This window comes from Hyphomonas atlantica corrig., assembly GCF_000682715.1.
Lineage (GTDB): Bacteria > Pseudomonadota > Alphaproteobacteria > Caulobacterales > Hyphomonadaceae > Hyphomonas > Hyphomonas atlantica.
In genome coordinates this window covers 79,067-98,239 of sequence record NZ_AWFH01000003.1, presented here as the reverse complement: position 1 = coordinate 98,239, position 19,173 = coordinate 79,067, and the positions used below count along the sequence as shown (strand labels likewise).

Sequence of the window (19,173 nt, the reverse complement as noted above, 5' to 3'; positions counted from 1 at the left end):
GAACGGCAGATGCGGATCATGCACGTGATGGCGGGCGCGAAAGAGGGCGGCGCGGAAAACATCATGCTGGAATCCGTGCTGGCACTGGCGGAAGCCGGGCTGAACCAGCATGTCGTGACACGGCCGGACAACCAGTTCCGCGTGCAGAAATTTCGTGAAGCCGGAATTGGCGTCGATGTGGCCGCTTTCAACAATACCTGGCCTTTCCCGACGCGCCGCGTGATCGGCGATGCGATCAAGGCGTTCAAGCCGGATGTGATCGAATACTGGATGGGCCGCGCCGGGCAGTTCGCGCCAAAGGAATATCGCAGCCGGTCGATCGGCTGGTATGGCGGCTATTACAAGCTCGCCCGTTTCGTGAATTGTGAATGGCATGTCGGCCTTACGATTGATCTGCTGCGCCATATCCGCGAGCAGGGCGTGCCGGATGACCGGTCTGCCATTATTCACACCTATGCCGATTTCGAAGGCGCAGATCCGGCAAGCCGCGCGGCGCTGGATACGCCAGAGGACGCACCTGTCGCCCTCGCACTGGCCCGCCTGCACGAGAAGAAGGGCCTCGACACGCTGCTGGACGCCACGGCCAAGGTGCCGGGCTTGTATGTCTGGATCGCGGGCGACGGGCCGATCGAAGCAGAGCTGAAGGCGCAGTGCACCAAGCTCGGCCTGGATGACCGGGTGCGCTTCCTCGGATGGCGGAATGATCGCGGCGCGCTGCTCGCTGCCTGTGATGTGGTGGCCTTCCCCTCACGCTATGAACCGTTCGGTACGGTGACGGTAGATGCCTGGGCCGCGTCTCGTCCCCTGGTGGCGGCGGACGCCGTTGGTCCGGCGGCCTATGTGAAGGATGAAGTGAACGGGCTGCTGATTCCGAAGAATGATGTCGATGCGCTGGCCAATGCGCTCAGCCGTGTGATCTCTGACAAGGCGCTTGCGGCAAAACTGGTCGAAGGGGGCCGTGCGTCTTACGAGCAGCAATTCAACAAGGCCGCGTTCCAGCGGGATTCGGTTGCGTTCTATGAAAAGATCATCGCGCACGCCGGACCCTTCGGCGGCTGATCAGAGGATGCTTTCGAAGAATTTCCGGTAGAGTCGCTGGCTCTCGCGCTGGCCCAGCCCGATTTGCACCTGAATGCCCGCGTCGCGCAGGGCCCGAATCCCGCCATTGGCGACCGGGTGCGGATCCTCAATGGCGCACACAACGCGCGCAATGCCGGCTTCCATCAGTTTTACAGAGCAGGATTTGTTGCCCTGTGAGCGCGACCGGCACGGCTCCAGCGTAACATAGGCGGTGCCGCCATGCGCGCGCGCCCCGGCTTCATCCAGCGCGACTTCTTCGGCATGGGGCCGTCCGCCAAGACCGGTGACGCCGGCGCCGACAATGTGGCCGTCGCGGTCAAGGATGATACAGCCGACCGACGGGTTTACCCCGGTCAGGCCCTGATTGAGCCGGGCGAGGGTGTGGGCCCGTCCCATCATGCGACGGTCGCGACGACGGGACGAGCGCAGGCTCATGGAAGTTCAGGCAGCGGTTTGCCGCGATCTGCATCCAGATAGCGAACGGAGATTGGCTTCAGATTGTCATCCAGCTCAATGTAGAGCGGGTTACCGGTCGGTATCTCAATCCCGGTGATGGACTCATCGGCGACATCGAACAAATGCTTCACCAGAGCGCGGAGCGAGTTGCCATGCGCGGCGATGACAACATCCGTGCCGGACTTCAGGACCGGCGTGATCGCCTCTTCCCAATAGGGCAGGACGCGTTCCAGTGTCAGCTTCAGGCTTTCGGTGTTCGGAATATCGATGCCCTTGTAGCGCGGGTCGCTGGCCAGATCGAACTCGCTGCCGGCTTCCAGGGGTGGGGGCGGGATGTCGTAGGACCGGCGCCAGATATGGACTTGGTCATCGCCATGCTTGGCGGCGGTCTCAGCCTTGTCGAGCCCTGTCAGGCCGCCATAGTGGCGCTCATTCAGGCGCCAATGCTTGGTCACTGGCAGCCACACACGGCCCATTTCCGTCAGCGCCAGCCACAATGTGCGAATGGCGCGGGTCTGGACGCTGGTGAAGGCGGCGCGGAAATCGGCGTCGCACGCTTTCAGCAATTCTCCGGATTTCTTTGCTTCCGCTTCGCCCTTCTCGGTCAGGTCGGCATCCCACCAACCCGTGAAACGGTTCTGCAAATTCCATTCGGACTGGCCATGACGGACGAGCGCGAGTTTGGGCATGAAAACTTCCTTCTGATCGGTTTCCGCCCCTTTTCACGGCAAAACCGGTCAGTTTCAAGCGTTCATCACGCGTATCAGCTCTGAAAATGCGCGGACCACGTCATGCCCTGTCGCGGCGGGCATCGAGTTGGAGATGATATGGCCATCACCATCATAGGCATCGATCCAGCCGCCTTCAGGCGTCAGGTGTTCGTCCATCAGGATGTCGAAGCTGGTGCAGGCGGCTGCGGCAACGGCGTCGTCATCCGTCATTTCCAGCATGGTGAGGTGGGCTCTCAGGGCCTCGGTCTGCGCGCTGGTCTGCCGGCCGGAATCCTGTGCCCCGCCGTCACGGCTGACCTGTTGCAGGGTGCGCCCTTCCTCGTCCAGCGTGCCGGTGGCGAAACTGTAGAGGCGTCCGGCAATGGGGGCCATCGATTCAGATTGCGCGCTCGCAAATGCGCCCAGCAACCAGACCCATTGGAATTGGTGAGACGGCGCAACCAACCGGGCCGGGTCGCCTTCTGGCGCACTCCAGTCCGGGCCGAATTCCTCGCCGAGCAGGCCGCCAGGCCCTGCGGTGAATTTCTCGTGGAACAGGGTGACCAGATCGGATGCGCGGGCCAGATGATCGCCTTCCGGGTCGGCGCGCTGCAGGGCCAGGCACGCCTCCAGCAGCCGCATGTGTGGCGCCTGTTGGCGTGTGGCCATCATGGGCAGCATTTCGGCATAGCCGCCATTGGTGCGATCTTTCATCCGTCGGTCGAGCGAATCCAGCAGCGCGCGGACGGACGCAATCACGCCGCTGCCATCTTCGAGCATCTCACTCGACAGGGCAAGCGCATGCAAACTGGCGGCGAGGTCTCCAAGGTACGGCGTCTGGTCGGAAAGTGCGCTGGCGTCTGCAAGCAGGGCGCGCCCGATCAGGCCATCGTCGCGTCGCGCCAGACCGCTGAGCGTCCGCACACCGTCTTCGACCAGATCTCTCGCCGTGTCGGGTTTCCAGCCGAGACGCCCGGCTTGTGCGAATACGGAAGTCTGGCGCGCCTGCGTGCTGACGAGAACTGTGTCGCCAGCCAGAGGTGTGTGATCCAGCGAGAGGGCGTCAACAAACAGGCCGCTCTCGTTCAGGCCGCGTTCGCTCCAGAGCGGGAAACATGCGTCGAACAGCCAGTGGCGGGCTTCTTTCGCCCGGCGTCGCAATGCCGATTTCGACATGGAACTCGCCCCCGTTTATTTCATGCAAAGCAGCGTCAACGGCTCGCCAAACCGCCCGGCTTCCTGCTAACAGGAGTGCTTGTCCGTGGCTAGCGGTGTACGCGGCCCAACTGTGAAAGAGTGCCCTGCCTGATGAAAGATCGGATCTTTTTCCCACTGGCCTTGTTGCTTCTGGTCGGAATGGTGCTGCTCGCCATCTGGCCTGCCTTTGGTCGCCTGCCGGATGGATCGGTGACAGGAGACGGGGTCAATTACGACCAGATTACGATCGAAGGCGCCTTCCTGAACAAGGTTGTGGCTGGTGGCGACGCCACGACGGAACTCGTCCGAGACGGAGATGGCGATTATCTGCTCTTTATAGAGGCTCAGGCTGGCATGCTCGGGCCAGAACCGGAAGAGGGCCCGCATTTTCAGCTGGCCAGTGATCTTGAAGTGCAGTTTTCCGGGCGCCGCATTCGCAGCACGGTGCGTATGCGTCCGGCAGACCAGCGCGGCGCGATGCAGGCCAAGCTGATCTATTCCGTCGGGCGGGATGGCGATTCCGGCTGGCAGACATTCGATCTGGAGCCGGAATTTCAGGATTTCAGCTTTGAGTACATTGTGCCGGATCACATCGGCGACCAGGCGTTTGATTACTTCGCCATCCGTCCGGTTGTGCCGGAGAAAACCCGCGCCTTGCTGGTGGAAAGCATTGTCTTCGAGCGTCTTGATTAGGGCGTATCTGCGCGCCGTTTGGTCGCGGTGAAGGAAATTTCTGTCTCGATAGGGTGATCGCTGGAAAATTCGTTCATCTGTTACATTTATTGCAGCAGACCTCATCCCTTGTTCGGAGACATCATGCGTACCTATCTGGCTGCAATCAGCATCCTGGCCTTTGCGGCCTGTGAAACCCAAACCCCATCGGAGACTTCCTTGGCAGATTCCACACCATCTTCGCAGGCCTCCGAGGCGGCGGCCCAAGACCCTTATCTCTGGATGGAAGAGGTTGAAGGGGAGGAGGCGCTGGCCTGGGTCACTCAACAGAATGATCGGTCGCTTGCCACGCTGGAAGCCGATCCGGCCTATGCCGAAAACGAGGCGGCCGCGATCGAGGCGCTGACCTCGGCAGAACGCATTCCCTACGGATCTATCCGTGACGGGATGGTCTACAATTTCTGGCAGGATGACACAAATGTGCGCGGCCTGTGGCGGCGCACGACGCTGGACAGTTACGCCAGCGATGCACCGGACTGGGAAACCGTTCTCGATTTCGACAAGCTGGCCGAAGAGGAAGACAAGAACTGGGTCTTCAAGGGCGCAGACTGTTTCCGTCCGAAAGGCAGCGATGAAGGCTACAAATGCATGGTGTCGCTGTCGAATGGCGGCAAGGATGCCATCATCCGCCGCGAGTTTGACCTGACCACGAAGACCTTCATTGAAGATGGCTTTGTCACACCCGAAGCCAAGCAGGGCGGAGCCTGGGCGGGTCCTGATACGCTGTTGATCGCGACCGATTGGGGCGAGGGCACGCTGACTGATTCCGGGTATCCCTTCATCGTCAAGCGTTGGCAGCGCGGGACAGATCTGGACACAGCAGAAGAACTGATCCGTGGCGAGACGGATGATGTGGGCGTGTGGCCCATGACGCTGCAGCTTGAAGATGGCCGTGTCCTGCAAGGCGCCTCACAGGCCGACACCTTCTTCACGACGCGCTATTGGTGGTTCCCGGAAAACGAGAGCGACCCGGTTCAAATCCCTGTTCCGGCCAAGGCGTCCCTGTACGGTGTATATCAGGGTCAGTTGCTTGTGACGTTGCAGGAAGACTGGGCGCCTGAGGGGCAGGAGGCGACGTTCAAATCTGGCGATCTGGTCGCGTTCGATCTTGATGCATTTCTCGAGTCGCGGGCTTTGCCGCCTGTGTCACTTGTCTTCCATCCGAGCGAAACACAGGCCCTTGAAGGCGTATCTGTCGCCAAGGGCGCGCTTCTGCTGGGGGTCAGCGATACGGCGGTTGGCAAGGTGATGCGCGCCGAGGCGGGCGCCGATGGCTGGACATTGTCTGCAGTCGAACTGCCGGGCGCGGGGCAGGCAAGCATCGCGTTCGCCAGCGACGAGGAAGAAACAGTCTTCATCAATTACGAAGACTTCCTGACGCCAGACTCACTGCTGTCCTATAATGCGACGACGGGAGATGTCGTCACGCTGAAAAGCCTGCCGCCGAAATTCGATGCCAGCGACCTGAAGGTGACGCAGCATTTTGCGACGTCGAAGGATGGCACAAAGGTCCCGTACTTCCTTGTCAGCAAGAAAGACATGCCGCTGGACGGCAGCACACCGACGCTGCTCTATGCCTATGGCGGTTTTCAGGTGTCGATGAACCCATCCTATAGCCCGGTGGCCGGACGGCTCTGGCTGGAGAAAGGTGGGGCATATGTACTGGCCAATATTCGTGGCGGCGGCGAGTTCGGTCCGGCCTGGCACCAGGCGGGCCTGAAGCAGAACCGCCAGCGCATCTATGATGACTTCATTTCTGTCGGGGAAGACCTGGTGGCGCGCGGCGTTACGTCTCCTGAGCATCTCGGCATCATGGGTGGCTCGAATGGCGGCTTGCTTATGGGCGTTATGCTGAACCAGCGCCCGGATCTCTGGAATGCCGTTGTCGTTCAGGTGCCACTGCTGGACATGATGAGGTATCACCTGCTGCTGGCGGGCGCCTCCTGGGTAGATGAGTATGGGTCGCCGGACATTCCGGAAGAGCGTGCCTTCCTTGAGACGATTTCACCCTACCAGAATTTTGACGCGTCCAAGGATTACCCGGTGCCGTTCTTTGTGACCTCCACCAAGGACGATCGTGTGCATCCGGGGCATGCACGCAAGATGGCGGCGAAATTCGAAGCGGCCGGGCTGCCCTTTTTCTACTATGAGAATATCGATGGGGGGCATTCGGCTGCGGCGAACCAGAAGGCACGGGCAAAACGGTCTGCGTTGGAGTTCACCTATCTGGCGCGTCAACTGTTCGACAGCGAAGAATCCCAATAAATTCCAAATTGGAACTGGGTTTTGAGTGCCGAAATAGAACTTTATAGGCCCGGTATGGTTTTTCTTGCCATGCCGGGCCTTCGCCCTAATGATCCAGATTATGAACCTCTCCAACCCGGCCCCGGAGAATGATGTGGTTCGCCTGGAGATTCTCACGGCGGAGCACAAGCCGACTGTGCTGGCGACCGAAGTGGCTGAATCCATGTGGGAATGGATGCCCGTCATGCCCACTGGTACCAGTCTTGAAGCCTATTTGGATCACAGCCTGGACCTTAAGGGCACGGACTCGTTCTATCCCTTCTACGTGGTGGACAAGGCGACCGGGGAGTTTGCCGGCCTCGCCGCGTTCGAGCGGGTCTCGCGGACGCATCGCCGGCTGGAAATCGGCTTTGTCTGGCATCCTGAAAACTATCGCGGCACGGCCGTTGTGCCCGCAACTCAACTGGCATTGCTGGAGCGCGCACAGGAGGCGCGGTTTCGCCGGATCTCCTATTTCGTGCCGGAACGGAATGAGCGCGCCATTCGCTCCTTCACCAAGATCGGCGCCCAACGCGAAGGACTGATCCGCAATTATATGCGCACCGCTGGCGGCAGCTGGGCCAATATGGTCGTTCTCAGCCTGGTGGGGGAAGAGATCAAGGCGGCGATCAGCGTTTTGCGGGACAGGGTCCGGGCGCTGCAACTCGCTTGACGCGGCGCCCCCCGCATGCTTTAGGCGCGCGAACATCTGCGCAAATTCTGAAAAGCGCGCTTTGACTGATCCCGTGAGGTCAGCGAGGCCCCCCGCCCGGCGAAGTGTCGCTCAGCGGGGCACTTCTGCTTTGTGCAATGGAATTGATCGCCTATGTCAGGCTCTCTGGCAAACGGCAAAGGAGCGACAAAGATGTTCGACACGCTGAGCGAACGCCTTGGTGGAATTTTCGACGGCCTGACCGGCCGCGGTGCACTGTCTGAAAAGGACGTGAACGCGGCGCTGCGCGAAATCCGTGTTGCCCTTCTGGAGGCTGATGTCGCGCTTCCTGTCGTGAAGGACTTCATCGATGGCGTGCGCAATCGCGCGGTCGGTGAGGAAGTCATCCGCTCTGTGAAGCCCGGCCAGCAGGTCATCAAGATCGTCTATGACGCGCTGGTCGACATGCTCGGCGGCGAAGAAGCCGACACCAGCCTGCGCATCGACAGCCCGCCAGCCATCATCATGATGGCGGGTCTTCAGGGTTCCGGTAAGACGACGACGACCGGCAAGCTGGCCAAGCGCCTGTCGGAGAAAGACCGCAAGCGCGTCCTGCTCGCCTCGCTCGACACGCGCCGCCCGGCAGCGATGGAACAGCTGGCCATCCTGGCTGACCAGTGTAACGAGAATGTCAGCGCGCTGCCGATCATCGAAGGCCAGCTGCCTGCAGACATTGCCCGCCGCGCGCTGAACGCCGCGAAGATCTCCGGCTATGACGTCCTCATCCTCGACACCGCCGGTCGGACGACGATCGACGAGCAGATGATGAATGAAGTGGCGGAGATCGCGGATATCGCGACCCCGTCTGAAACACTTCTGGTGGCCGATGCGCTGACCGGTCAGGATGCTGTGGAAACTGCCAGCCGTTTCCATGCCCGCCTGCCGCTGACAGGACTTGTCCTGACGCGGATGGATGGTGATGGCCGCGGCGGTGCGGCGCTTTCCATGCGCGCCGTCACCGGCCTGCCGATCAAGTTCATGGGCGTTGGCGAAAAGCTGGACGGGCTGGACGCCTTCGATGCCAAGCGTGTTGCTGGCCGCATTCTGGGGCAGGGGGACATCGTCTCCCTGGTCGAAAAAGCCGCCGAGCAGATGGACGCCGAAAAGGCCGAGCGCATGGCGGAGAAACTCCGCAAGGGCGAGTTCGACCTTGAAGACATGGCGGAGCAGTTCCGCCAGATGCAGCGCATGGGCGGCCTTGGCGGCCTGATGGGCATGTTGCCTGGCGCCCGCAAGGCGAAGGCCGCAATGGAATCCGCCAATCTGGACGACAATGTACTGAAGCGTCAGGAAGCGATCATCCTGTCCATGACGCGCGCAGAGCGTCGCAAGCCTGCCATCCTAAATGCATCGCGCCGTAAACGGATTGCTGCGGGTGCAGGCGTCACCGTGCAAGAGGTCAACAAGGTGCTGAAGATGCACCAGCAGATGGCCGGCATGATGAAGAAGATGCGCACCAAGGGTGGCATGAAGAACATGATGAACATGGCGCAGGCCGCAGGCGTGTCGCCAGCTGACCTTGCCAAGATGGGCGGCGCTGGTGGCAGCCTGCCGGGCCTTGGCGGCGGCGGATTGCCGCCCGGCATGGGCGGACTGCCGGGACTCGGCGGAGGGAAGAAGAAATGAACACTGACACGACCGACGCACTTGCCCTGCTGCAGCTGACCAAGTTGCGCTCCAGCATCGACAATCTGGATGCGATTATCATCCATACCCTGGCAGAGCGCTTCAAGGCGACCCAGGAGGTCGGCAAGCTGAAAGCCGTCCACAATATGCCGCCTGCGGACAAAGACCGCGAGGCAAAACAGATTGATCGCCTGCGCCGACTGGCACAGGAGAGCGGGCTTGATCCGGCATTCGCCGAAAAGCTCTTGAATTTCATCGTGGCGGAAGTGATCCGCCATCATGAGCAAATTCGCGGTCTCGAGACCGACGATTAGACTACGAACCCCGAGACGCCAGACTTACAGGAGATACACTCATGGCCCTCAAGATCCGACTCGCCCGTGGCGGGTCCAAGAAACGCCCTTTCTATTCCGTTGTCATCGCAGATGCCCGCGCCCCCCGCGACGGTCGCTTCGTTGAGAAAATCGGTTCCTATGATCCGCGCCTTCCGAAAGATTCCGAAGCCCGCGTTCAGATCGACGCCGAGAAAGCTTCCGAATGGCTGCGCAAAGGCGCTCAGCCGACGGAGCGTGTTGCACGCTTCCTGTCCCAGATCGAAGTTGACGGCAAGCCACTCGTAGAGTGGAAGCATGGCAACAACCCGAACAAGGGTGAGCCAGGCAAAAAAGCGAAAGAGCGCGCAGAAGAGAAAGCTCAGAAAGCGGCTGACGCTGCTGAAGCTGCTGCTGCCGCAGAAGAAGCCCCGGCTGCTGAAGAAGCGCCGGCAGAGGAAGCGGCTTCGGAATAAGACTGGCTTTCCAGTCTCGGGATATGGCCGGTGCCCCTTGCGGGTGCCGGCCTTTTTCGTGTGCGCAGCAAAGACTGAACGAAAGACAACAGGGAACCAGATCGGCGTTCAGATCGTGTCTTCTAAAACGAGCCTGACTCGAAAGGAGACCCGACATGCTGAAGACACCATTTTCCAAAAGCCTTCCCCTGGCCATGCTTGGCGTGGCGGCGTTTGCCCTTCCGGCCAGCGCAGACTGGGGCAGGTATCAAGATGCCTCTTATCGTGGCGGCGGAGGCGGGGTGATCCTGCATGCCGATGCGCGCTTTTCCGGCGCGGGCGTGCGTATCAATGGCGCAGAGCCAGACCTGTCGCGCCTGCGCTTCAATGACCGGGCCTCTTCCATCACGCTCCGCTCCGGCGCGTGGGAGCTGTGTACCGATGCCAATTTTCGGGGCCGGTGCGAAATCGTGGATTCATCCACCGCGCGCCTGAATGCCTATCGGCTGAATGATAATGTCTCTTCCCTGCGTCCCGTTTCCTATCGCGGGGATCGCGGCAAGGGCCATCGGGGCAGACGGGGTGGCGAACTCGTCCTGTTCCAGGATTCGGCCCAGCGTGGCCAGGCCATCGAGATAAGCCATGATGTGGCAGACCTCAGCCAGTATCGCTTCAATGACCGCGCGAGTTCATTCCTGATCACGGGTGGCACGTGGCAGGTCTGCGAACATGCGAACTTCCGGGGTCGTTGCGAAGTCCTCCAGGCCGGGGCAGGCGACCTGAAACCGATCCGGATGAATGACAACATCTCGTCCATCCGGGCCTATCGCGGCCGGCGCTAGAACGGCGCTTGACCGCTTGCACTCCTCATCCCGCCCGCTAGAGAGGCGGGATGAGCGAGACTTCCAATCCTGACCGACTGATCGTTGTGGGCGTCATCAAGGGCGCGCATGGCGTGCGCGGCGATGTGCGCGTGAAGAGTTTCACCGCAGACCCGGATGATGTGTTCACCTATGGCGCGTTGGTGGATGAGGGCGGAAAACCCGTGCTGACGCCGGTTTCGGCGCGGCCGGGCAAGGACCATTTCATCGTCCGCCCGAAAGAGCAGAAACAGAAGGAAGACTGGGACGGCCTGCGCGGTACGCTGCTGCACGTGCCGCGCGCGCAATTGCCGGACACCGAAGACGACGAATTCTACATCGAAGACCTGGTTGGCCTGAAGGTCTATTCCGGGGGCAGCGAGCCTGCAGGCCGCGTGAAGGCCGTGCAGAATTTCGGCGCAGACGATCTGCTTGAAGTTCGCCTCTCCGTCGGAGGCGACACTGTGCTCGTGCCGTTCACGCTGGCAGATGTGCCGACGGTCGACCTGGCGGCGGGCCGTGTTGTTATCCCCACCCTTGAAGATTGGGCAGCCCCGGCAGAAGAGGGCGACCGCGCCGACTGATCCATGTTGCCGCTTGTTCAGGCTGGCTCTGTCATAAAGACTGCGAGACGAATGAGGGACATGCCCATGCTTGCCAGTCTGATACGCCTTGGCGCGACACTAGCCATCCCGCTCGCTGTCGCGGGAACGGCTGCTGCGCAATACGAGACGGACCCCCAGCCAGCCGGGCTGATGCTGTTCACGGGCGAGGATTTCCGCGGAGAGGTCCGCGAAGTGTTCGAGCCGGTATCGACCCTTCACGACTATTACTTCAATGACCGGGCGCAATCTGTGGCCGTGCTGTCCGGCGCGTGGGAGCTCTGCGAGCATAGCGACTTCACGGGGCGCTGTGTGTTCATTCGCGGCGATGTGCAGGATTTGGGCTGGTATGGCCTTGATGGCGAGCTGACGTCGGTCCGTCCGATCTATGAATACACTGAGGCCGAGCATGGCCTGATGTTCAATCGCGACCGGTCCGGATACATCCGCTATGCCGATAATGCGCGCTATGGCTATGATGATTACAGCTATGGCTACGGCAGCAGCACGCGGGTCAGCGTGTATCACTATGGCTATTCCCCGCATTACCGCAGCTATGGCTACTATAATCCGGGGCTTGGTCACGGTCCCTATGGCTTTGGCTGGACGCGGTATGGTGCCAATCCGAATTATGGTCGTCACCGTCATTACAAGACCCGGCACAAGCCGCTGAAAGGTCATTATGGCGCGCGCAATGGCGCTGTCACGCTGTACACGGATTCCTATGAACGCGGCGCGTCGCTTGGTCTGAACAAGGGCATTTCCGATCTCAGCCGCTATCGCTTCAACGACAATGTGTCGTCGCTGCGTATCAATTCCGGCAAATGGGAAGTGTGCGAACACGCCAATTTCCGGGGCCGGTGCCAGATCGTCGACGCATCGACTTCTCGCCTGAATGGCCTGCGCCTGAACGACAATATCTCCTCCATCCGGCCGGTGGGCGACGTTCCGCGCGGCGATCGGGGAGGGCGGGGCGACCGGCCTGGTGATGGCCGCCATGATGGCCGGAACGGTCGTGGAGATGGTGACCGCGGGGATCGCGGTGGCCGTCGCGGTGGAAATGTTCAGGCTGTCACTCCGTCAGGGCCCAATGCTCTGGCAGGCGGGCCGAATGGTGCCGGGAAAACGCCTGTTCGCCGTCCGCACAATGCTGCGCCGGTGCGTGCGCCTCAGAAGGCAAATATTGGCTCGCCGCAGCGCCCCCGACCAAATGTGCGCGCCGTCCAGCCAGACCGCCGCGACATCCAGCGACAGGATACGAACCGTGCGCGACAAAACGCGACGCCTCGGCGACAGATTACGACACCGCGCACACGGGTCGAGACAGAGCGACGCCCGACGACAACGCCGCGGCAGCCACAACGCGTAGACATGGGCCAGCGTCCGAAAGCGCTTCAGAATGCCCAGCCACGCCGTCAGGAGCGCCCGCGCGTGCAGCAGCAAAGCCGCCCGCGTCCCCAACAACGGCAACAGGTTCGCCAGCCAGCAGTGCAACAGGCCCGACCTCAGCGCCAGGCCAGACCTCAGGTCCAGCGCCAGCCGCAACGTGCCGCACCGCAACAGCGTTCACAGCCTCGGCCGCAGCCCAAGCCCCAGCCGCGCCCGCAGCAACAGCAGCGCTCGAACAATATGCCCAAAGCCCTCCGCAATCGCGGCGGCGGTGAAGTTCACAAGAACTAGAGTTTAGGCGGTCAGGCTGTTAATTCGCCCGCGGGTCGTGCCACTCGCGGGCGATGCCGTATCCGCCGCGGCGGATCAGCCAGAACATGCCGACCAGATCGAAAATGCCAGCGCCCAGACGGCCCAGAAAGCCATACTTGGACTGGCCAGCCAGACGCTTTCGGTCATTCACCATTTCTTCGCGCACATCCCATCCGGCCCGCTTGATCAGGGCAGGCAGGAAACGGTGCATGGAGGCGAAGAAGGGCAGGTCCCGGAAGGCTTCAGTACGGATCAGCTTCCAGCCGCAGCCAGTGTCGGTCGCATCATCCTGCAGCACGAAACGGCGCACACCATTTGCGACACGCGATTGCAGCCATTTGAAGCCGGAATCATTCCGGCTGTTGCGTTTGCCCGCAATGATGCCGAGCCGGGGCGACGCGCCGGGTACAATGATGGTCTTCCAGAGCCGTGCTGTGTCCGCCGGGTCATTCTGGCCATCCCCGTCGAGCAGCTGTACCCACTGGCCCCGCACGGACTTCAAACCAGTGAACAGGGCCGCTGACTTGCCCCTGCGTTCGACGTGATTGAACACGACCACGGTATCCGGGTGTTTCGCCTTGGCTTCGGCCAACTCCCGTTCGGTGGCGTCGGACGAGCAATCATTCACGCAGACAATCTCGAAACTGATGCCCGCGAGTTGCTCGTGCACCTCGTCGATGACCGGGTGCACATTGCCTTCTTCATTGAAGAACGGGATCAGGACAGAGAGGGCAGGCGTGTCTGGCATAGTATTGCAGTAGAGCGTGGCGCGTAACCGGTCCAGTCTCGAGTGCTGCACGGCCTGTGTCACAGATTGCCTGGCCCGTCCGTCTTTAGACGGGCAGGGCAATTGCCAGCCCGATCTGATCAGGGCATCAAACGAGTGAACAGCGGAGCGCGCACGTGGACATCTATCACATCTGGTTCGATCTGAAGCCGGGAACCGATGAACGGGCCTTCGCCAAGGCGTTGCCAGCGTTTCTCGACCATATGAAAGACGATGGCCGGATCGAAACCTGGCGCATGATGCGATGCAAGCTGGGCCTCAGACCGGACGATGTGCGCGAATTCCATATCATGATCGAAACACGCGATCTTGCCCAACTTGATACGGCTTTCCGTTCTGCTGCGGCGCGGACAGGCGAGACCGACGAGCTGCACTTCAGCGCAAATGCCATGGTGACAAACATCAAATTTGGCCTGTTCCGCGACTGGCCGGATTGGTCGACCTGAGCGCGTGCCTGCTGTAAAGGCTCGGCTCATGTTCAAAGCGAGTTTCATTACCTTGTGTCCCGAAGCCTTTCCCGGGCCGCTCGGCGTGTCCATCCTGGAACGTGCGCGCAGGGAGGGCATCTGGGACTATGAAACGGTCCAGCTGCGCGATTTCGGCCTCGGAAAGCACAAGAATGTCGATGCGCCCCCGGCCGGGGGCGGGGCTGGCATGGTGCTGCGTCCGGATGTGACAGCCGCAGCGCTGGACAGCATCGACACGGCCGGGAAGCCCCTGATCTATCTGTCTCCGCGCGGAGAGCCATTCTCGCAGAAGCTGGCGCGGGAATTGTCGATCGGGCCGGGCATGGTGATGATGTGCGGCCGGTTTGAGGGACTGGACGAGCGGGTGATCCGTGCGCGCGGCCTGAAAGAAGTGTCGATTGGGGATTTCGTGCTGGCCGGTGGAGAGGTGGCGGCCATGGCGATGACGGAAGCCGTCGTGCGCCTGTTGCCTGGTGTCGCGGGAAACGAAGCCTCTCTGGATGAGGAATCCTTTGAGACCGGATTGCTCGAACATGACCAGTATACGCTGCCGCGAGAGTGGGAAGGGCACCCGACTCCGGAGGTTCTGCTGTCTGGAGACCACAAACGCATACAAGAATGGCGGTTTAACAGCGCAAAGTCGTTGACATTTGAGCGCCGCCCCGATTTATACGCCGCTTACTCCAAGACCAACGAATTACAACCGCCGGAGACAGGCGATGAACATGATTGAACAGCTCGAAGCGGAAGAGTTTTCCCGCGTTGTCGGCGAAAAGAACATTCCGGAATTTTCCCCGGGTGACACGCTGTCCGTGAACGTCCGCATCAAGGAAGGCGACCGTGAGCGCGTCCAGCGCTTTGAAGGCGTCTGCATTGCCCGCGCAGGCGGTGGCATCAATGAGAGCTTCACGGTTCGCAAGATCTCTTTCGGTGAAGGCGTCGAGCGTGTGTTCCCGCTGGCCTCTCCGATGATCGAGAGCATTGAAGTGAAGCGCAAAGGCCGCGTGCGCCGTGCAAAACTCTACTATCTGCGCGACCGTCGCGGTAAGTCTGCCCGTATCGCAGAGCGTACCACAGGCCACGGTATTGAGACGGTCGAGATCGCCGTTTCCAAGACCGAGCGCCGTCGCCAGAAAGACGCTGAAAAAGCAGCCCGCAAGGAAGCTGCTGCGAAGGCTCGCGAAGAAGCTGCAAAAGCGAAAGCTGCTGAAGAGGCCGCCGCGGCCGCAGCTGCTGAAGCTGAAGCAGCTGCTGCAGCCTCCGAAGAAGGCGCTGCCGAAGAATAGAGATCTGGCTACAGGCCGGTCATTCAAGAACGCCCCGCCGAAAGGTTGGGGCGTTTTTGCTTTTGGGCGCTTCGAATCTGTGTCAGCCTTGGGGCCATGAAACGCCTGACCGCCTTGCTCACCATTCTCGTTGCCTTGCCCGCATGCCAGCCCGTGGAAGAAGATGCGTTGCGCATCTCGGTACCGGCCTGCCGCCCGCCGGATGTTCCGCAAGGTATCCTGTCGATCGCGGATACGGAGTTCAAACCCTATCGCATCCAAGCCACCGCGACGGAAGATGCGACGGGCCGGCCAGCGCTGTCGATCAAGTTCGATGACGAAAGTGCAGCAAAGCTCGCGGCTATCACGGAAGCGCATATCGGGGAGGCGGTGCCCTTGCGTATTGACGATGAAGTTCTCATGTCTCCCAGAGTGATGGAACGAATTTCCGGCGGGAATATTCTCGTGTCAGGTGATTTCGAGATCGATCAGCTGGATGTGCTGGCCGTGAGGCTGGCACCGCCCTGTGATCAAGAGTCGCCCCGCGCCAATTAACCCCTTTCCAGCCGGGCGCGCGTCGCTATTGTGCGCCGCGACATAACAGGAATGGGCCCAATGGCTGGCAAGACACTTTACGACAAGATCTGGGACGCGCATGTGGTGCACACTGATGAGAGCGGCGAAAGCCTGCTCTACATCGATTTGCACCTGATCCATGAGGTCACCACGCCCCAGGCCTTCGCCGGTTTGAAGGCCGCAGGCCGCGGTGTCCGCCGCCGCGACCTGACGCTTGCCGTGGCAGATCACAATACGCCAACTGAAAATCAGGCTGCAGGTCTCGCAGGCGTGCAAGATCCGGAGGCTCGCAACCAACTGGAAACACTGACCCGTAATGTGGCCGAATACGACATCGAGTATTTCCCGATGGGCGATATTCGAAACGGGATTGTGCATGTGGTCGGGCCGGAGCAGGGGCGCACCCAGCCGGGCATGACCATTGTTTGCGGCGATAGCCACACCTCCACACATGGGGCATTCGGCGCTCTGGCGCACGGGATCGGAACGTCTGAAGTTGAGCATGTTCTGGCGACGCAGACCCTGCGGGCACGAAAGTCCAAGAACATGGCCATCGAAGTCACGGGCGATTTGCGCGAAGGCGTGACCGCCAAGGACCTTGCGCTGCATATTATTTCCGTCATCGGCACCGCCGGAGGCACCGGTTATGTGATGGAGTATCGCGGCGAAGCCATCCGCAAGCTGAGCATGGAGGGGCGCATGACTCTGTGCAATCTGTCCATTGAAGGCGGCGCGCGGGCGGGTCTGGTCGCGCCCGACGAAACAACTTTTAACTATATGAAAGGCCGCCCCGCCTCACCGAAAGGTGGCGCTTGGGATGTTGCGAAATCCTATTGGGAAACGTTGTTCTCCGACGATGACGCAGTGTTTGATGAAGTCGTTCGCATCAAGGGTGAGGATGTAGAGCCGACGCTGACCTGGGGCACCAGCCCGGAACAGGCCATTCCGCTATCTGGCATAATTCCGAAACCGGAAGATTTTGCTGACCCGGTCAAGGCCGCAGCCTGCGAACGCGCGCTGGCCTATATGGGGCTGGAAGGCGGCACGCCGATCAAGGGCACGCCCGTGCAACGCGTTTTCATCGGCTCTTGCACGAATAGCCGGATCGAGGATCTGCGCGCCGCCGCCGAAGTGGCCAAGGGCAACAAGGTGGCCGAGGGCGTGCGGGCGATGGTTGTGCCGGGATCAGGCCTCGTGCGCGCACAGGCAGAATCCGAAGGGCTCGACGAGATTTTCATCGAGGCCGGGTTTGAATGGCGCGAGCCGGGCTGTTCCATGTGCCTTGGCATGAACCCGGACACGCTGGCTCCGGGCGAGCGCTGCGCGTCGACATCCAACCGGAATTTCGAGGGCCGTCAGGGCCGCGACGGCCGGACCCATCTGATGAGTCCAGCCTTGGCAGCGCGCGCCGCTGTGCATGGTGTGATTGGCTAAACCGATCCTTCAGTTGCGTCTGGCGCGGCTTGGGCAGATAGTCCGCCACATCAGATCAAAGCCGAGGGAGCAAACCCATGAGCACTACCGTCACACTGCCCGGAAACATCAAGCTGGATGGCCCGCGCGGGCGGACCTATGCCTCGATCCTGGAAACCGTTGGCTCGACGCCACTGGTGGCTGCGCCGAAGTTTGCGGAGTCCGAAGGCATCAAGGCCAATCTTCTCTTCAAGTGCGAGTTCTTCAATCCACTCGCCAGCGTAAAAGACCGGATCGCGCTCAACATGATCGTGCAGTTGGAAGCCAGCGGCAAGCTGTCACCGGGCGGCGTGCTGGTTGAGCCGACGTCTGGAAACACCGGCATCGGCCTCGCCTTTGCGGCGGCCAGCCGGGGCTATCGCCTGATCCTGACCATGCCGGAATCCATGTCCATCGAGCGGCGCAAGATGCTGGCCTATCTCGGCGCCGAGCTGGTTCTGACCCCGAAAGAGAAGGGGATGGGCGGCGCCATCGCCAAGGCGCAGGAAATTCTGTCTGAAACACCCGGCGCCGTTATGCCGAGCCAGTTCGACAATCCGGCCAATCCGGAAATCCACGAGAAGACGACGGCTGAAGAGATCTGGACAGATACGGATGGCGCAGTCGACGCCGTGCTGTCCGGCATCGGCACGGGCGGCACATTTACAGGCTGTGGCCGGTTGCTGAAGGCGCGCAAGCCGGGCCTGAAGATGATGGCAATCGAGCCGGAAGGTAGCCCGGTCCTGTCTGGTGGAGAGCCCGGACCACATATGATCCAGGGTATTGGCGCCGGCTTTATTCCGGGGAATGCCGATACCAGCCTGATAGATGAAGTGGTCAAAGTTTCAAATGAGGGGTCGTTTGAAACGGCTCGCAAACTGGCCCGGCTTGAAGGCATACCGGGCGGCATCTCTTCAGGCGCGGCGGCCGCAGCGGCGGTGAAGGTCGGAACGCGCGACGACATGGCGGGGAAGACGTTGGTCGTGATCCTGCCGAGTTTTGCTGAGCGTTATGTCTCGACGGCGCTTTTTGAGGGCCTCTAACGACACATGATCTCCGGTCTCGATCATTTCGTTCTCGTCTGCCCCGATATCGCGATGGGGACTGCCATTTATGAGCGCCTGCTTGGGCGGTCAGTAGACTGGCGGGCGTCATCCGGCGGAGCTGCGACGGCGCTCTTCAGACTGGGCAATACAAGCCTCGAACTGATGGCGCCGGATGGGGAGGGGACTGTCGCTGACCGGTTGCGTGAAATCATCTCGGAAGAGGGGCCCGGGCTGAAAAGCCTGGCCTTCGGCACTGACGATATCGCTCTGGCACATCACAAGCTGACGCGCCGCGGCCTGATGCCGGATGAAGTTGCTGGAGGTGCCAGTACGAACGAAATCGACGGCAAAACGCGCAAATGGTCACGTTTTCGGTGTTCGGACTCCCAAACGGCCGGTGTGAAGACGTTTGTTGTCAGCCCGGAGTCATCATTGCCCTTGGCAGATGCGCTGGCGAGCAGTGCCAAATCTCTCGATCATGTTGTCATCAACACACCCAATCCTGACAGGGCGTTGGGTCTGTACGGCGCGCGCTTGGGACTGGATCTGGCGCTCGATCGGACCCGGGAGGAATGGAAGACGCGGTTCCTGTTTTTCCGCACCGGCGGTCTGACGTTTGAGGTGATCCATCGTCTGGGAGAGACGCATGACCCGTCTGCGTCTGACAGTATCTGGGGCCTGACCTGGGAAGTGGACGATCTTTCCGCGGCTCATGCGCGATTGACCGAAGCCGGGTTCAATGTCTCTGAACAGCGAACTGGCCGGAAGCCTGGCTCGACTGTCTTTACTGTCCGCGACGGCACGCTCGGCGTACCCACTCTGTTCATCGCTCATTCTTCACGCTAGGAAGCCGCT

At 61.0% G+C, this 19,173-nt stretch carries 21 protein-coding genes; 17 read left to right on the top strand and 4 right to left on the bottom strand.

Translation table 11 applies throughout. From position 1 onward, the window contains the following. The first annotated feature begins 9 nt into the window (after positions 1–9). Positions 10–1,059 carry a glycosyltransferase gene (locus HY36_RS04305; protein WP_035548996.1) on the top strand — a complete coding sequence of 350 codons (1,050 nt, stop codon included), beginning with the start codon at positions 10–12 and terminating at the stop codon, positions 1,057–1,059. Here the strand turns inward: HY36_RS04305 and HY36_RS04300 are convergent, their stop codons facing one another. Genes HY36_RS04300 through HY36_RS17645 form a run of 3 tightly spaced genes read right to left on the bottom strand, consistent with a single transcriptional unit; the run spans position 1,060 to position 3,422 of the window. Beyond that, a complete protein-coding gene (locus HY36_RS04300) occupies positions 1,060–1,515 on the bottom strand; it encodes a bifunctional diaminohydroxyphosphoribosylaminopyrimidine deaminase/5-amino-6-(5-phosphoribosylamino)uracil reductase RibD (protein ID WP_035548994.1) in 456 nt (151 codons plus the stop codon). It lies immediately after the preceding gene. Further along, on the bottom strand, positions 1,512–2,225 hold the full coding sequence (gpmA, locus tag HY36_RS04295; protein ID WP_035548992.1) for a 2,3-diphosphoglycerate-dependent phosphoglycerate mutase: 714 nt from the start codon (positions 2,223–2,225) through the stop codon (positions 1,512–1,514). The genes HY36_RS04300 and gpmA overlap by 4 nt, the downstream gene beginning before the upstream one ends. Positions 2,226–2,279: 54 nt before the next feature. Further along, entirely contained in the window at positions 2,280–3,422 is a 1,143-nt protein-coding gene (locus tag HY36_RS17645; RefSeq protein WP_051602498.1) for an AGE family epimerase/isomerase, read from the bottom strand. Between the two features lie 132 nt (positions 3,423–3,554). On the opposite strand from HY36_RS17645, the gene HY36_RS04285 reads away from it, so the two are divergent. The 9 genes from HY36_RS04285 (at position 3,555) to HY36_RS04240 (ending at position 12,704) form a co-directional block, all read left to right on the top strand. Next, on the top strand, positions 3,555–4,136 hold the full coding sequence (locus HY36_RS04285) for a hypothetical protein (protein ID WP_035548989.1): 582 nt from the start codon (positions 3,555–3,557) through the stop codon (positions 4,134–4,136). A 123-nt stretch (positions 4,137–4,259) separates the two neighbouring features. Further along, positions 4,260–6,440 carry a prolyl oligopeptidase family serine peptidase gene (locus HY36_RS04280; RefSeq protein ID WP_035549071.1) on the top strand — a complete coding sequence of 727 codons (2,181 nt, stop codon included), beginning with the start codon at positions 4,260–4,262 and terminating at the stop codon, positions 6,438–6,440. 88 nt (positions 6,441–6,528) lie between these two features. Further along, a complete protein-coding gene (locus HY36_RS04275) occupies positions 6,529–7,131 on the top strand; it encodes a GNAT family N-acetyltransferase (RefSeq protein ID WP_035548986.1) in 603 nt (200 codons plus the stop codon). A 192-nt stretch (positions 7,132–7,323) separates the two neighbouring features. After that, the gene (ffh, locus tag HY36_RS04270) at positions 7,324–8,796 is read left to right on the top strand and encodes a signal recognition particle protein (protein WP_035549069.1); all 1,473 of its coding nucleotides are present in this window, start codon (positions 7,324–7,326) and stop codon (positions 8,794–8,796) included. Continuing rightward, positions 8,793–9,110, top strand: coding sequence for a chorismate mutase (locus HY36_RS04265; RefSeq protein WP_035548982.1), 318 nt, complete (start codon positions 8,793–8,795; stop codon positions 9,108–9,110). The genes ffh and HY36_RS04265 overlap by 4 nt, the downstream gene beginning before the upstream one ends. A gap of 41 nt (positions 9,111–9,151) precedes the next feature. Beyond that, positions 9,152–9,583, top strand: coding sequence for a 30S ribosomal protein S16 (rpsP, locus tag HY36_RS18870; protein WP_035548979.1), 432 nt, complete (start codon positions 9,152–9,154; stop codon positions 9,581–9,583). A gap of 155 nt (positions 9,584–9,738) precedes the next feature. Then, a complete protein-coding gene (locus HY36_RS17640) occupies positions 9,739–10,404 on the top strand; it encodes a beta/gamma crystallin-related protein (protein ID WP_051602497.1) in 666 nt (221 codons plus the stop codon). Between the two features lie 50 nt (positions 10,405–10,454). Beyond that, positions 10,455–11,006 carry a ribosome maturation factor RimM gene (rimM, locus tag HY36_RS04245; RefSeq protein ID WP_035548976.1) on the top strand — a complete coding sequence of 184 codons (552 nt, stop codon included), beginning with the start codon at positions 10,455–10,457 and terminating at the stop codon, positions 11,004–11,006. A 66-nt stretch (positions 11,007–11,072) separates the two neighbouring features. Then, on the top strand, positions 11,073–12,704 hold the full coding sequence (locus tag HY36_RS04240; protein WP_035548973.1) for a beta/gamma crystallin-related protein: 1,632 nt from the start codon (positions 11,073–11,075) through the stop codon (positions 12,702–12,704). 19 nt (positions 12,705–12,723) lie between these two features. Here the strand turns inward: HY36_RS04240 and HY36_RS04235 are convergent, their stop codons facing one another. Next, the gene (locus HY36_RS04235) at positions 12,724–13,473 is read right to left on the bottom strand and encodes a glycosyltransferase family 2 protein (protein WP_035548971.1); all 750 of its coding nucleotides are present in this window, start codon (positions 13,471–13,473) and stop codon (positions 12,724–12,726) included. Positions 13,474–13,628: 155 nt separating this feature from the next. On the opposite strand from HY36_RS04235, the gene HY36_RS04230 reads away from it, so the two are divergent. The 7 genes from HY36_RS04230 to HY36_RS04200 all read left to right on the top strand — a co-directional run bounded on the left by HY36_RS04230 (position 13,629) and on the right by HY36_RS04200 (position 19,164). Further along, complete coding sequence (locus HY36_RS04230) at positions 13,629–13,958, top strand: DUF6614 family protein (protein ID WP_035548968.1); 330 nt, start codon at positions 13,629–13,631, stop codon at positions 13,956–13,958. Positions 13,959–13,986: 28 nt separating this feature from the next. After that, positions 13,987–14,712, top strand: coding sequence for a tRNA (guanosine(37)-N1)-methyltransferase TrmD (gene trmD / locus HY36_RS04225; protein ID WP_051602496.1), 726 nt, complete (start codon positions 13,987–13,989; stop codon positions 14,710–14,712). Next, positions 14,699–15,265, top strand: coding sequence for a 50S ribosomal protein L19 (gene rplS / locus HY36_RS18865; protein ID WP_035548966.1), 567 nt, complete (start codon positions 14,699–14,701; stop codon positions 15,263–15,265). The genes trmD and rplS overlap by 14 nt, the downstream gene beginning before the upstream one ends. Before the next feature lie 96 nt (positions 15,266–15,361). Continuing rightward, positions 15,362–15,799 (top strand): SecDF P1 head subdomain-containing protein, encoded by a 438-nt coding sequence (locus tag HY36_RS04215; RefSeq protein WP_035548963.1) that lies wholly within the window; start codon positions 15,362–15,364, stop codon positions 15,797–15,799. Between the two features lie 60 nt (positions 15,800–15,859). Then, complete coding sequence (gene leuC / locus HY36_RS04210; protein WP_035548961.1) at positions 15,860–17,254, top strand: 3-isopropylmalate dehydratase large subunit; 1,395 nt, start codon at positions 15,860–15,862, stop codon at positions 17,252–17,254. Positions 17,255–17,331: 77 nt separating this feature from the next. Continuing rightward, a complete protein-coding gene (gene cysK / locus HY36_RS04205) occupies positions 17,332–18,315 on the top strand; it encodes a cysteine synthase A (RefSeq protein ID WP_035548957.1) in 984 nt (327 codons plus the stop codon). 6 nt (positions 18,316–18,321) lie between these two features. Next, positions 18,322–19,164 carry a VOC family protein gene (locus HY36_RS04200; protein WP_035548955.1) on the top strand — a complete coding sequence of 281 codons (843 nt, stop codon included), beginning with the start codon at positions 18,322–18,324 and terminating at the stop codon, positions 19,162–19,164. Positions 19,165–19,173: the final 9 nt, after the last annotated feature.

Coding starts and splice junctions, on each gene's coding strand:
- HY36_RS04305 (WP_035548996.1), top strand. CDS start 10: ATGCGGATCATGCACGTGATGGCGGGCGCGAAAGAGGGCGGCGCGGAA.
- HY36_RS04300 (WP_035548994.1), bottom strand. CDS start 1,515: ATGAGCCTGCGCTCGTCCCGTCGTCGCGACCGTCGCATGATGGGACGG.
- gpmA (WP_035548992.1), bottom strand. CDS start 2,225: ATGCCCAAACTCGCGCTCGTCCGTCATGGCCAGTCCGAATGGAATTTG.
- HY36_RS17645 (WP_051602498.1), bottom strand. CDS start 3,422: ATGTCGAAATCGGCATTGCGACGCCGGGCGAAAGAAGCCCGCCACTGG.
- HY36_RS04285 (WP_035548989.1), top strand. CDS start 3,555: ATGAAAGATCGGATCTTTTTCCCACTGGCCTTGTTGCTTCTGGTCGGA.
- HY36_RS04280 (WP_035549071.1), top strand. CDS start 4,260: ATGCGTACCTATCTGGCTGCAATCAGCATCCTGGCCTTTGCGGCCTGT.
- HY36_RS04275 (WP_035548986.1), top strand. CDS start 6,529: ATGATCCAGATTATGAACCTCTCCAACCCGGCCCCGGAGAATGATGTG.
- ffh (WP_035549069.1), top strand. CDS start 7,324: ATGTTCGACACGCTGAGCGAACGCCTTGGTGGAATTTTCGACGGCCTG.
- HY36_RS04265 (WP_035548982.1), top strand. CDS start 8,793: ATGAACACTGACACGACCGACGCACTTGCCCTGCTGCAGCTGACCAAG.
- rpsP (WP_035548979.1), top strand. CDS start 9,152: ATGGCCCTCAAGATCCGACTCGCCCGTGGCGGGTCCAAGAAACGCCCT.
- HY36_RS17640 (WP_051602497.1), top strand. CDS start 9,739: ATGCTGAAGACACCATTTTCCAAAAGCCTTCCCCTGGCCATGCTTGGC.
- rimM (WP_035548976.1), top strand. CDS start 10,455: ATGAGCGAGACTTCCAATCCTGACCGACTGATCGTTGTGGGCGTCATC.
- HY36_RS04240 (WP_035548973.1), top strand. CDS start 11,073: ATGCTTGCCAGTCTGATACGCCTTGGCGCGACACTAGCCATCCCGCTC.
- HY36_RS04235 (WP_035548971.1), bottom strand. CDS start 13,473: ATGCCAGACACGCCTGCCCTCTCTGTCCTGATCCCGTTCTTCAATGAA.
- trmD (WP_051602496.1), top strand. CDS start 13,987: ATGTTCAAAGCGAGTTTCATTACCTTGTGTCCCGAAGCCTTTCCCGGG.
- rplS (WP_035548966.1), top strand. CDS start 14,699: ATGAACATGATTGAACAGCTCGAAGCGGAAGAGTTTTCCCGCGTTGTC.
- HY36_RS04215 (WP_035548963.1), top strand. CDS start 15,362: ATGAAACGCCTGACCGCCTTGCTCACCATTCTCGTTGCCTTGCCCGCA.
- leuC (WP_035548961.1), top strand. CDS start 15,860: ATGGCTGGCAAGACACTTTACGACAAGATCTGGGACGCGCATGTGGTG.
- cysK (WP_035548957.1), top strand. CDS start 17,332: ATGAGCACTACCGTCACACTGCCCGGAAACATCAAGCTGGATGGCCCG.
- HY36_RS04200 (WP_035548955.1), top strand. CDS start 18,322: ATGATCTCCGGTCTCGATCATTTCGTTCTCGTCTGCCCCGATATCGCG.